This is a genomic window from Cupriavidus agavae, from assembly GCF_004217045.1.
Lineage (GTDB): Bacteria > Pseudomonadota > Gammaproteobacteria > Burkholderiales > Burkholderiaceae > Cupriavidus > Cupriavidus agavae.
In genome coordinates this window covers 772,518-785,218 of record NZ_SGXM01000001.1, presented here as the reverse complement: position 1 = coordinate 785,218, position 12,701 = coordinate 772,518, and the positions used below count along the sequence as shown (strand labels likewise).

At 63.5% G+C, this 12,701-nt stretch carries 11 protein-coding genes and 1 tRNA gene; 8 read left to right on the top strand and 4 right to left on the bottom strand.

Features of this window, described 5'->3' with window-relative positions; all coding sequences use genetic code 11:
• Nucleotides 1-24 precede the first annotated feature (24 nt).
• The 4 genes from EV147_RS03625 to gloB all read right to left on the bottom strand — a co-directional run bounded on the left by EV147_RS03625 (nt 25) and on the right by gloB (nt 5,679).
• Nucleotides 25-1,947, bottom strand: a complete 1,923-nt coding sequence (locus EV147_RS03625; RefSeq protein ID WP_268907415.1) for a propionate--CoA ligase — start codon at nt 1,945-1,947, stop codon at nt 25-27.
• A gap of 60 nt (nt 1,948-2,007) precedes the next feature.
• Entirely contained in the window at nt 2,008-2,967 is a 960-nt protein-coding gene (locus EV147_RS03620) for a glycerophosphodiester phosphodiesterase family protein (RefSeq protein ID WP_130389742.1), read from the bottom strand.
• 104 nt (nt 2,968-3,071) lie between these two features.
• Nucleotides 3,072-4,772: a transglycosylase SLT domain-containing protein gene (locus EV147_RS03615; RefSeq protein WP_130389741.1), complete on the bottom strand. Its 1,701-nt coding sequence runs from the start codon at nt 4,770-4,772 to the stop codon at nt 3,072-3,074.
• A 106-nt stretch (nt 4,773-4,878) separates the two neighbouring features.
• Nucleotides 4,879-5,679, bottom strand: coding sequence for a hydroxyacylglutathione hydrolase (gene gloB / locus EV147_RS03610; protein ID WP_130389740.1), 801 nt, complete (start codon nt 5,677-5,679; stop codon nt 4,879-4,881).
• A 10-nt stretch (nt 5,680-5,689) separates the two neighbouring features.
• Between gloB and EV147_RS03605 the strand changes: the two genes are divergently transcribed.
• From EV147_RS03605 to EV147_RS03570, 8 genes are all read left to right on the top strand, one after another.
• Nucleotides 5,690-6,496, top strand: a complete 807-nt coding sequence (locus tag EV147_RS03605) for a class I SAM-dependent methyltransferase (RefSeq protein WP_130389739.1) — start codon at nt 5,690-5,692, stop codon at nt 6,494-6,496.
• Between the two features lie 17 nt (nt 6,497-6,513).
• Complete coding sequence (gene rnhA / locus EV147_RS03600) at nt 6,514-6,951, top strand: ribonuclease HI (RefSeq protein WP_130389738.1); 438 nt, start codon at nt 6,514-6,516, stop codon at nt 6,949-6,951.
• Between the two features lie 50 nt (nt 6,952-7,001).
• On the top strand, nt 7,002-7,739 hold the full coding sequence (gene dnaQ, locus EV147_RS03595) for a DNA polymerase III subunit epsilon (RefSeq protein ID WP_130389737.1): 738 nt from the start codon (nt 7,002-7,004) through the stop codon (nt 7,737-7,739).
• A gap of 129 nt (nt 7,740-7,868) precedes the next feature.
• Nucleotides 7,869-7,943, top strand: a tRNA-Val gene (locus tag EV147_RS03590).
• A gap of 169 nt (nt 7,944-8,112) precedes the next feature.
• Nucleotides 8,113-9,366, top strand: a complete 1,254-nt coding sequence (locus EV147_RS03585; protein WP_130389736.1) for a tyrosine-type recombinase/integrase — start codon at nt 8,113-8,115, stop codon at nt 9,364-9,366.
• Nucleotides 9,366-9,905: a hypothetical protein gene (locus tag EV147_RS03580; protein ID WP_130389735.1), complete on the top strand. Its 540-nt coding sequence runs from the start codon at nt 9,366-9,368 to the stop codon at nt 9,903-9,905. Before EV147_RS03585 ends, EV147_RS03580 begins: the two co-directional genes overlap by 1 nt.
• 18 nt (nt 9,906-9,923) lie before the next feature.
• Complete coding sequence (locus EV147_RS03575) at nt 9,924-10,637, top strand: CHC2 zinc finger domain-containing protein (protein ID WP_130389734.1); 714 nt, start codon at nt 9,924-9,926, stop codon at nt 10,635-10,637.
• Between the two features lie 642 nt (nt 10,638-11,279).
• The gene (locus tag EV147_RS03570; RefSeq protein WP_130389733.1) at nt 11,280-12,671 is read left to right on the top strand and encodes a protein kinase domain-containing protein; all 1,392 of its coding nucleotides are present in this window, start codon (nt 11,280-11,282) and stop codon (nt 12,669-12,671) included.
• Nucleotides 12,672-12,701 lie beyond the last annotated feature (30 nt).

Here is a 12,701-nt window from a genome sequence, read left to right as displayed (position 1 = left end):
GCGATGTGCATCAGGCGGGGTACCTCATCCCGCCTGCCCCAGCGCCGCCTTGACCTGCTCCAGCGCGGTGGGGTCTTCGATCGTGGTCAGGTCACCGGGGTCGCGGCCCTCCGCCACGGCCTGGATGGCCCGCCGCAGCAGCTTGCCGGAACGGGTCTTGGGCAGCGCATTGACGAAGAAGACCCGCGCCGGCCGCGCCACGGCGCCCAGTTGCTGGTCGACCGTCTTCATCAGTTCGCCCTCGAACGCCAGCCGGTCGGCATCGCTGCCCGTGCGGCTGCCGTCCCGGGCAATGCAGAAGCCCAGTGCCACCTGCCCTTTCAGCGCGTCCTGCACGCCCACCACGGCCACCTCGGCCACACCCGGGTGCGACGACAGGCTTTCCTCGATCTCGCGCGTGCCCAGCCGATGCCCGGCCACGTTGATCACGTCATCGGTGCGGCCCAGGATGAAGACATAGCCGTCCTCGTCGCGCACCCCCCAATCGAATGTCGAATAGCACTGCCGGTTCGGCACGGCCGTCCAGTAGGTGCGCAGGAAGCGGTCGTCGTCGCCCCAGACCGTGGTCATGCAGCCGGGCGGCAGCGGATAGTCGATCGCCACCACGCCCTTCTGGTTCGGCGCGCATTCCTCGCCCGTCGCCTCGTCGACGATGCGCAGGTCGTACCCGTAGGCCGGCACGCCGGGCGAGCCGAGCTTGGGCGGCAGCGCCTCGACGCCGCGCTGGATCGCAATGATCGGCCAGCCCGATTCGGTCTGCCAGTAGTTGTCCACCACGGGCTTGCCGATACCGTCCTGTATCCAGCGCGCGGTGGGCTCGTCGAGCGGCTCGCCGGCCAGGAACAGCAGGCGCAGGCTCGACAGGTCGTGGCGCCGCAGCAGTTCAGGGTCCTGCTTCTTGAGCACGCGAATGGCCGTGGGCGCGCTGAACATCAGATTTACGCCAAATTTCTCGACGATTTTCCACAGGATCGCGCCATCGGGCCGGATCGGCGTGCCTTCGTACATCACCGTGGTCATGCCCGCCAGCAGCGGCGCGTAGACGATGTAGCTGTGGCCAACTACCCAGCCGATATCCGAGGCCGTGAACATCGTATCGCCGGGCTTGCCGCAGAAGATGTATTCCATCGAGGTGGCCAGCGCCACGGCGTAGCCGCCGGTATCGCGCTGCACACCCTTGGGCTTGCCCGTGGTGCCCGAGGTGTAGAGCACGTACGACGGCTCGGACGATTCCATCCACTCGCACGGCACCGCCTGCCCGGCCACCTGCTCGCGCCAGGCGGCGTAATCCTCGTCACGGCCTTCGGTCCATGGCATTTCCGCCAGTTTCCGGTTCACGAGCAGCACCTTGCCGGGATGATGGCCGGCGAGCCGGATCGCCTCGTCGAGCAGCGGCTTGTACGGCACCACCTTGCCGGCGCGCGAGCCGGCATCGGCACTGACGATGACCTTCGGCTTGGCGTCGTCGATACGCGCCGCCAGGCTGACCGAGGCAAACCCGCCAAACACCACCGAATGGACCGCGCCAATCCGCGTGCAGGCCAGCATCGCGAACATCGCCTCGGGAATCATCGGCATGTAGACCAGCACACGGTCGCCACGCTGTACGCCCAGCCCCTGCAGGATGGCGGCCATGCGGCTGACTTCGTCGTGGAGTTCGCGGTAGGTGTAGGTGCGTTCGGTATCGGTCTCGGTCGAGACGTAGACCAGGGCGCGCTGGTCGGCGCGCTCGGCAAGGTGCCGGTCGATGGCGTTGTGGCAGATGTTGGTGCGTCCGCCGACGAACCAGCGCGCAAACGGCGGCCGGCTGTCGTCGAGCACCTGCCCGAACGGGGTCTCCCAGTGAATCCGCCCGGCCTGTTCGGCCCAGAATCCCGCCTTGTCGGACAGGGAACGCGCGTGCAGCGCACGGCTTGCCGTCATGATGTGTCTCCTCCGCTTATATATATGTGTGCAATGCGGTGTGGATGGCGACGGCCCGGCCCGATGGTGCGGTCTGCGCCGCGGCTACCTGCCGCAGACCGCGGGGTTCTCGACCACCTTGGCCCGGATCGCAGCCATCTTTTCTGGAGAATCTACCATGACGGCATCGAGGCCCAGCCGTTTTGCCTCGCAGTAGGCGTCCTGGTCGTTGACGCCGAACGCCACCAGATTCACGGGCACCCCGGCGCGGTAGCACCTGACCGAAGCGGGCGTCCAGAACACGGCGTTGACGGGCGAGCGGCCTTCGCCCAGCGTGAAGGTCTCGACGACTTCCACCTTGCGCCGCATCTCGAAGCCGGCCCACGCGCCCGAGGCCGGCGCCGGGCCGCACTCCTGGCCCAGCGTGGCGGTCACGAGCCGGCCGCGCGTCGTATCGCGCGACTCGAACAGCCGGGCGCGGGGCCATGCCGCGAACGTCTGCTGGTAGTCCTGCTCGGTCGAGTAGATCAGCACGCGGCCCCAGGCGTTCTCCGACTCCAGCACCCGGGCCACGGCCAGCGTCTGGGCCTCGGCCGGCATTGCCTTCATGTCGAGAATGACCGGCACGGCGGCCGGAATGGCGCGCAGCGCCTGGCGCAAGGTGGGGATCGGAACCGCCCGGCCGCGATAGGGATAGTGCTGGCGGCCATCGGCACCCGTTTCGGCAAACTGCCAGCCCGCGTTGAGCCGCGCCAGCGCCGCCGCGGACCAGTCCGCGACGTTGCCGGAGCCGTTGGTCAGCGCCTCAAGCGAGGCGGGCCGGTACAGCACCGGCTCGCCATCGGCACTGAGCTGCACGGACAGCCAGATCATGTCGGTGCGCCTGGCCAGTGCCGATTCGATGGCGACCAGGGTGTTTTCGGGGCGATCCGCGGTGCCGCCGCGATGGGCGACCAGTTTGGGGGCGGCATATTGGGTACCGGCGCCGTCTCGCGCGGTTTCGCACGAGGCGCCGAGGCAGGCCGCGATCAGCGGCGCACCGAGCAGGATTCGGAAGCGGGACATGGCAGCAGGACAAGTAGAGACAGACCGTCTCTTTTGCCCTGCTTCGCCCGATTACCGCTTGATACAGGTCAACGAGGCAGCCATCGCCCCGCCGGTTTCGCCGCTCAGCGGGTGCTGGAACGGTTCGACTTGGCCGATGTGGCGGACTTGGCCGGCGCTGTTTTGGCCGGCGCCTTGCTGGCCGTCTTGCGCGTTGACGCTTCCACTTCCACCCGCTTGCGCGGCGTAGCCTTGGCCGACTTCACTGACTTTTCAGATTTCGACGCCGACTTCGCCGAACTCTCGGCCGCCTGCGCCTTGCCGCGCGACTTGCCGCGTGCGGCCGTGCGCGGTGCGTCGTCGCCGTCGTCACCCCGCTCGGCCCGCGCCGCCGCCGCGGAATTCGGCCGCAGCATCAGCACCAGGCTCTGCCCGGCCACGAGCTTGCTGCCCGACAGCTTGTTCCATGACTGCACCTGCCGCGTGCTGACGCCATAGCGGCGCGCCACCGACGACACCGTGTCGCGGCGCCCGGCCTTGACCACCACGCGCCTGGCGTCGGGCACATCGGGCTCCACGGCCAGCATGGCCGTATCCACCAGCGAGGCGCTGATGTCCTGGTCGTGCCGGTCGGAGCGCGGGATCATCACGGTCGAGCCGGGCTTCAGGCGCATGCCCTTGGGAATGCGGTTGATCTCGCGCAAGGTATCGGCATCGACATTGAGCCGCGCCGCCAGCGCCTCGACCCGCTCGCGGCTGTCCACCGTCACGGCGGTCCAGCTCGACAGGCCACCACGGTACGTATTGAGGTTGTACTGGAAGCGCTCGGCGTTATCGAACGGCAGCAGGATCTGCGGATTGGCCGCGCCCAGGATCACCGGGCGGTTGAACGACGGATTGAGCGCCTTGAACTCGTCCAGCGGCATGTTCGCCAGCTTGGCGGCCAGCGCCACGTCGATATCGCGCGAGGTCGTGACCGTGACGAAGTACGGGTGGTCGGGGATCTCGGGCAGCCGCACGCCGTAGACGGCCGGGCTGGCGATGATGTTCTTGACCGCCTGGAGCTTGGGCACGTAGTACCGCGTCTCGTTCGGCATGGTCAGGCTGGCGTAGTCGGTGGGCAGCCCGCGCGCCTGGTTGCGCGCGATGGCCCGCGAGACCGCGCCCTCGCCCCAGTTGTACGCGGCCAGCGCCAGGTGCCAGTCGCCGAACATGTCATAGAGGCGCGACAGGTAGTCGAGCGCGGCGTCGGTGGACGCCAGCACGTCGCGCCGTTCGTCGCGGAACATGTTCTGCTTGAGGTTGTAGCTCTTGCCCGTGCTCGGGATGAACTGCCACATGCCGGCCGCCTTGGCCGTGGATTCCGCCTGGGGGTTGAACGCGCTCTCGACGAAGGGCAGCAGCGCCAGCTCGGTGGGCATCTTGCGCCGCTCGAGTTCCTCGACGATGTGATACAGGTAGCGGCTCGAGCGGCCCACCATCCGTTCCATGTAGTCGGGACGCGCCGCGTACCACTGCGTGCGGTCATCGACCAGCGTTCCCTCCAGGTCCGGCATCCCGAAACCCTTGCGGATCCGGTCCCAGATATCGGTGGAGGGGCCGCGCAGCCAGTCCACGCTGGCCTGGTCGACGTTGACGACCGGCGCGCCGGGCAGGATGCCGGCGCCGCCAGTGCTGTTGAGGGTGTTCAGCGGGTCCTTGTTCTGGCCCGAATCCAGTGCGGTCGGCGTGCCGGCCATCTCGCCGGCGGGCGGATTGGGAGTGCCGGCACAGGCTGCAAGCAGCGCGGCACTCGCAATTACCGCCAGAAGTCGACCAAATCGCATTAATTTCTCTGAAAGTGACGCCAAAAATGTGGGCTGATCCTATGGAAAACATAGGTTGGCGTCAATGAGATTTTCCCCAAGATGCAATTTGGCGCACTCCTTCGCGTCAGCGAAAGCCGTCCTTCCAGCCGCGCAGCGCGCCAAAGGCCCCGGCGTCGGTGCTGACATCCCCGCCCTGCCCCGCCACGGCGCGCCGCACCGTGGGCTCGCGCGAGCGCAGGAACGGGTTGACCGCCCGTTCCTGGGCGATGGTCGTGGGCACCGTGGGGGTATCGGCCTGGCGCAGCGCCTCGACCCGCACCGACCAGGCCGCCAGCTCGGCATTGGCGGGCTCCACGGCCTGCGCAAAGCGCACGTTGCTGCGCGTGTACTCGTGGGCGCAGTAGACGCGCGTGTCGGCCGGCAGCGCGGCCAACTTGTCCAGCGAGGCCAGCATCTGCGCGGGGGTGCCCTCGAACAGCCGCCCGCAGCCGCTGGCGAACAGCGTGTCGCCGCAGAATACCGCGTGACCCACGCCGGGCAGTTCGGCCGTGTACGCGACGTGCCCGGCGGTATGGCCCGGCACGTCGAGCACGCCGAAACTGGCGGCCGGATGCCGCAGCGTCACGGTATCGCCCTCGCGCACCGCCTGGGTGCGGTGCCCGATCCGCTCGCCAGCCGGCCCGACGACCGGCACCGGGGCGCCGTCGGGGCCGCGCGGATGGGCTTCCAGCAGCCCGGCAACACCGCCCTGATGATCTCCGTGGTGATGGGTGATTACAATAGCGCCCAGTGCCAGACCGCGTTGCGCCAGAAAGCGCAGCACGGGCGCGGCCTCGCCCGGGTCCACGATCGCGGCACTATGCCCGTCATGGATGGCCCAGATATAGTTGTCCTGAAAGGCGGGGATCGGCTCCACTTTCAACATGTGTGCTCCTATGTCCAACCGACCGATTATAGATTGGGAAGAATGGCTCGCCTCGCCACCCGGGCAGTACATGCTCGACTGGGAAGCGGCCCAGTACGACCGGACGGTGACGGACATCTTCGGCTACCACGCCGTGCAGCTCGGCCTGCCCCATATCGATACGCTGCGCGAGAACCGCATGCCGTTCTCGGCGCTGGCGCTGGACGGCCGCGCCGGCCCCCATGGCCCGCGCCAGACCCATCCCGACGCCCGCCAGCTGCTGTGCCGGTTCGACGAACTGCCCTTCGACACGCAGAGCATCGACCTGGTCACGCTGCCCCACATCCTCGAATTTTCCGAAGATCCGCATGAGGTGCTGCGCGAGGTGTCGCGCGTGCTGATGCCCGAGGGGCGCGTGGTGGTGACCTGCTTCAACCCGATGAGCCTGTGGGGCGCCCGCCAGGGCCTGAACCGGCTCGGCGCCACGCCATTCCTGCCCAGCGACGCCCAGACCATCGGATTCGTGCGGATCAAGGACTGGCTGAAGCTGCTCGGATTCGAAATCATCCGGGGCCGGTTCGGCTGCTACTGCCCGCCCTACCGCACCGACCGCTGGCTGCAGCGCGCCGCCTTCATGGAGAAGGCCGGCGACCGCTGGTGGCCGATCTTCGGCTCGGTCTACATGATTTCGGCGGTCAAGCGCGTCAAGAACATCCGCCTGGTCGGCCCGAGCTGGAAAACCGCCAAACCCGCGCTGACCCCCGTGTCCGCCCCGGTGGCAACCCCCACGGGCACCCACGGCAAGACCCAGACAACCACGCCTGACGCCCAGAGCTAGGCCACAACATCGATTCAATGCAAGAAGTCACCATCTATTCCGACGGCGCCTGCAAGGGCAACCCCGGCCCCGGCGGCTGGGGCGCCGTACTCGTTGCCGGCGGCCACGAGAAAGAACTGTTCGGCGGAGAAACCCCGACCACCAACAACCGCATGGAGCTGATGGCCGTGATCGAGGCGCTGCGCGCGCTCAAGCGGCCCTGCGTGGTCAATATCTATACCGACTCGCAGTATGTGCAGAAAGGCATCAGCGAGTGGATTACCGGCTGGAAGGCGCGTGGCTGGAAGACCGCCGACAAGAAACCCGTCAAGAATGCCGACCTCTGGCAGATCCTGGACGAGGTGCGGCAGCCCCACGTGATCGAATGGCACTGGGTGCGCGGCCACAACGGCCACCCCGGCAACGAACGCGCGGACCGTCTGGCCAACCGCGGCGTGGAATCGCTGAACGCCTGACAAACGCTGAATTCCGGCCTGCCCCGGCCAACCGTTTACAATCCTGCCCCATGCGACAGATCGTCCTCGATACCGAAACCACCGGCCTGAACCCCGCCACCGGCGATCGCCTGATCGAAATCGGCTGCGTGGAACTGGTGAACCGCCGCCTGACCGGCCGGCACCTCCACTTCTACATCAACCCCGAGCGCGACGTGCCCGAGGAAGCGGTGGCCATCCACGGCATCACCGCCGCCTTCCTGGCCGACAAGCCGAAATTCGCCGAGGTCGTCCACGAGATCCGCGACTACGTGCAGGACGCCGAGCTGATCATCCACAACGCGGCGTTCGACCTCGGCTTCCTCGACATGGAATTCCAGCGCCACGGCCTGCCGCCGTTCCGCTCCCACGCCGGCAACGTGATCGACACGCTGCGCGAAGCCCGCAACATGTTCCCCGGCAAGCGCAACTCGCTCGACGCCCTGTGCGACCGCCTGGGTGTCAGCAACGGCCACCGCACGCTGCACGGCGCACTGCTCGATGCCGAACTGCTGGCCGAGGTCTACCTGGCCATGACGCGCGGCCAGAACTCGCTGGTCATCGACGCCATGGACACCGGCGCCGCCCAGGGCGAAGCCCGCGCCACCGCTGACCTGTCCGCGCTGACGCTGCCCGTCCTGCTGGCCACGGAAGCCGAAGTCTCGGCCCACGCCGGCGTGCTCAAGGAACTCGACAAGGCCAGCGGCGGCAAGACCGTCTGGAAGATCGAGGTCCCGATGCAAGTACCCCCCGGCGCCACCGTGCAGTAGCCCCGCGGTGAGCCCTCCACGACTTTCTCGCAGAAAGTTGAAAAAAGGGCTTTACAAGATACTGCCACATCGGCATAATCTCGTTTCTCCGCTGCACGACACCAGCAACAACGGTGACGAAGCAGAAAGGGGTGGTTAGCTCAGCGGTAGAGCACTGCCTTCACACGGCAGGGGTCACAGGTTCAATCCCTGTACCACCCACCAGTACAATGGTTAGCAACACCTTACGTTGCCTGAAAACCCCGGCGCCAAGCGGCTTCCGGGGTTTTTTGTTGCCTATCGTTGCCCAAGGTTGACCAGCACCAACCATCACTTTTTGGGGTACAGATGCGGGTATGGGGGTATAGTTTTCAGAGTACGGAGTTTTTTCACCATGCCCAAGCGAATCCTCCCCCTCTCTGACCTCCAGTGTCGCCAGGCCAAATACAGCGCCGACGGCGGCAACCGCCTCCGCGACGGTGGCGGCCTCTATCTGGAATTGCTCCCCAGCGGCGCCAAGAAATGGCGCATGAAGTATCAGAAACCAGGATCTAAATCCGAGAACCTGCTCACGTTCGGCGACTATCCAGCGGTCGGCCTCAGCGCAGCTCGGGAGCGCCGCGAAGCAGCACGCGCCCAACTCGCCGATGGGACCGACCCAGCTCTCGCCCGGGACGTGGCCCGAGCCACAGTCTCCGAAGCCGCACGCAACACCTTCCGTGCTGTTGCCGAAGAGTGGCTCAAGCACAGGAACGATACGTGGAGCGCCGGCTATGCTCAGAAGACGAAACAACTGCTGGAGCGCGACCTCTATCCGGACCTTGGCCAGCACCCTATTGCATCGATCACCCCTGCATTCTTGCTCACCGTGGCCCGCAAGATCGAAAAGCGCGGCGCCTATGAAATGCCACGCCGCGCACTGGTCACCGCCGGGCAGATCTTCCAGTACGCAATAGGCACCGGCCGCGCCACAGTGGACGCGTCTGCAGGCATGGTTGCGCAGTTGAAACCTCGACCTCCGGTCAAGCACTACCCGCACGTCACGGACGTGCAGTTGCCCGACCTACTCCAGCGCATCGATCGATATACCGGCAGACCCGAGACCGTTGCCGCCGTGAAGCTGGCCGTCTTGACCTTCATTCGGGGCGGGGAGCTGCGGTATGCAGAATGGTCAGAGTTCGATTTCGAGAACGCGGAATGGCACGTGCCGTCTGGCCGCATGAAAGGTCGCCTGTGGCACAAGCTTTCTGGAACGCCGCACGTGGTCCCGCTGTCTCGCCAGGCCATCGCCCTTCTTGAAGACCTGAAACAGTACACGGGCCATTTCGCCCTATTGTTCCCTGGTGCAGTCAGCGTGCTCAAACCTGTCACGGGTGAGGCGATGAACAAGGTCTTTCATTCGATAGGCTTTAAGGGTCAACAGACCGTCCACGGACTCCGGGGCCTTGCGTCGACGCTCCTGAATGAGTCCGGTCTTTTCGACCCCCGGGTTATAGAAGCGCAGCTTTCCCACAAAGAGTCCAACCAAACGATCGCGGCATACAACCACGCCAAATACATGCCCGAGCGGCGTCGCGTAATGCAGTGGTGGGCCGACTTCATCGATGAACATGCCGCGTCCCATCCTGCGGAAGCAAAGGCGGCGTAATGCACAACGACACCATGACTGCAGATTCAATGGAAGCAGTATCGCTACTGCAAGACCAGCTCAACAAGACGAACCAACAACTGGAGGAAATGTTTGCAGAAGCCTTCGGCGTTTCGATAGGCGACGGATTTCCCGAAGTGGAAGACGACTATGAGAAGCGATTCGGCGTTCGACCAAATGGAAATCTGATGGTGTTGTTTGGAGTTCAAGACCGCGAGATGCTCGCGGACAACTCGGACGACCCACCGAACATTTCCCCAGAAGCACGTGTCATGGCGGAGGCTTGTGCAGCTGCAACGGCGGCGTTTCTACGAAAGCTTACGCCTAGCAGCGTCTATAACGAAGCGATCCTCGAAGACATCGCCGCGGCCGTCTTCAACCTCAGTGCAGCGCAAGGACAGATTGAGTGCAATCAGCTGCCGGAGGCATTGCACTTCGTTATGGAAGCAAAGTTCTATCTAGGCGCTAGCCACGGCCTACTCCAACGCCGGGAGCCCTCTCAAACAACGTCTGGACGAAGCACTGAGCCATGTCCATGACATGCTGTGAGGCTGCCCATGCAAACACAGCACAATCTTGCCCTCCGCGCGTGGTTTGATGAACTCAAGCGCGGCATCGATCTGCACGACGTGGCCGAGCGATTGGACCTGAGGCGCAGCGGCGCCAAGGGCAACTATCACAGCCCTCACCACACCGACAAGAGCCCTTCTCTGTCGATTTATGACAATGGACGTTCTTGGAAGGATTGGTCTACCGAGACGGGTGGCTCCTGCATCGATCTCGTCATTCATTGCCTACCCGACATCGATGGCCCGATGGACGCTGCCAAGTTGTTGGGTGACTGGTATGGGATGCCCATGCCAAGTACCGAGCCGCGCGGGCTTCCATCGAAGAAAAGCACCGAGGAATACATAGCGGATAAAGCTCGCGCTGATGCGAGCCCTGCGGTTTCCTATCTGTTGGGCCGGGGCATCGATGAAGCGGTCATGGCTCTTTTCGTGCGGCCGAGCCACGTAATGGACCATATCGCGACGGCACCGCATCTGCGGCAGAAGTTCGATGCGCTGCCCATCAAGACCGCACGCATTTTCAAACAGCAGCTGCTGCAATCTGGGGTCGTCCCCAAGCATGCCGGCAAGCTGCTGGACGACGTGGAAAAGCGTATCCATGGTCGGCGCCATGCTCATATGACCGCCATCAGCGTGCCAAGTCTGGAACGGCTCGGCCTTGAGGCCATACCTGAAATCGAAGACGCCCGAATGCCCCCGTAGCACCCTGCTGCGCCCATTGTATAGGCCCGCCATGTGCGGGCTTTTTCTTGCCCACAGTCTTCGAGTTGGCTGCGCAGGCGGTCGGCCTCCGGCGCGCTGCCGCGTCGAGCTTGGCTAGGCGGCTAGGGAGCATGCAACCTGAAAATGCCCGTGGCACCGTGGCAACCACGACCTAACCATTTGATTTATAAGAAAAATAGTCCCACAATTTTGCTACAACTTGCCACGCTTTGCTCGCCTTTTGCCACATCGGCTATTTGGGCCTCCTCCCCCTCTTCCTCTCCTTTTTTCTTTTCAAATCAAAGAGAAAGAAGAGAAAGACAGCGGAAAAAGGTGATGGACACGTGCCACGGTTTCAGGTCACTGCCTATTTTTTGAGCCACAGAACGGAAAGGCCGCCACACACGCTTTCGTGGCATGCCACGGCGGGATAATCCGTTGATTTATAAGGCTCCGCCGTCCCTTTGGCAGACCTTGCCACGACGCCACGGCATTTTCCCCACCTCTGCTGCCAGACCGCAGCAGAGGTGCCTGCACAGGTTTGATTCAACGAATCGATACCCCGGATGGGTGGGGTCGCATCTGGGGTGCAATAGGCGCCCAGGACGATAGAATTACTGCGAAAACAACCCGGATCTAGCCATGGACCAAGAGCTTCTCCAACAGCTCCAACCACTTGCAGAGCGCTACCTCGAAATGCGAGGAGGCAAAATCGTGAAGCCGTTGGCCGCAGGCGGCTCCGCAGCCGTCTACATCGCTGAGGACGCAGGCAAGCTTTTCGCACTTAAGGTCTACGACCCGTCCCTTCTGCTAGGAAAAAATGGAGCTGCTGAGCTCAGACGGATTGAGCTCCAGCGCGGACTCATTGGTCATCATTGCAAATTCCTTGTCCAGATTCACGAGATTGTTGTCAATGACGACGGGTGTTTTCTGGAAATGGAGTACGTGCCTTGGGACACGCTGAAAGACACCCTTGGTAAGGTGCCGGAGGGGGTCATCCCCAAGCTCTTAGATCAGCTCGTAGAAGCGGCCAGATTTCTTGAGGACAAAGGCATCGTCCATCGGGACATTAAGCCTGAAAACATTCTGGTCGCAGCAGACTTTTCGGAACTGAGACTAATCGATTTGGGAGTAGTCCGAGCCGCAAGCACTGACGAGGAAAGCGCTGATGCAACGGATCACGGTCAGCGGCGGCCATTTGTGGCCACTGCTCAATACAGTTCCCCCGAGTACCTTTTCCGACTGGAGGTCCCCTCAGCCGAGATGTGGCGGGCGCTTACGTTCTACCAAATCGGCGGGGTCCTCCATGACTTGTTGGTGAAGCGTCCGCTGTTTTCGGAAGCCGCTCGAACTGAGAACAAGCACGTCATTTCAATGGCGGTGTTCAGAGAGCTGCCCAACTTAAGTTCAGCATCCGCAGAACACGCCTCTCTCGCTTTGCTGGCATCGCATTGCCTTGTCAAGGATCCGAATCTACGTCTGCGGTTGGTTTCATGGGATAGATTCGTCTCCCCCGATCTTACCGGCGCCGACCGACTGAGAGCGAATAGCGTACAGGTTCGTGCAACAGCGCAAGCAAAGCGTGAATTTGACCAACAACAACGTAGCATCGTGCTTAAACGGGACGGATTCGTTCGCAATTGCGAAGCGGCCCTAAGGCAGTCTCTACTGCCATTGATCAGTGGAGCCTTTACGCTAACCTCTTTTGCTAAAGGAAGCGAGACGGTCCAAATCCAACTGCGAGACAACCAAGGCCTCACGGTGCACGTGATGTTGCTGTTCACGTGGCATGCCGACCCTTTGCCAACTCGCGGCACAGTGACATTGCTTGCGGCGGCGAACGTCGAGCCCGACATCAGCACGTTCAAACAAGCTGCAGCTGGCGAAGTGGATGTGGCATCTGATAGCACCGATCTATGCGTTGCCACGGTCGATCGCGTCGGTATCTTAGTCGAAACGGCTCTCGGACTCATCGCCATGCATGGAAACTCGTCCATGCAAGCTGATTTGGTTGAGAATTCACCGCTGCAGTAATGCTGTTCGCAGTCATTTAGAACATTACGG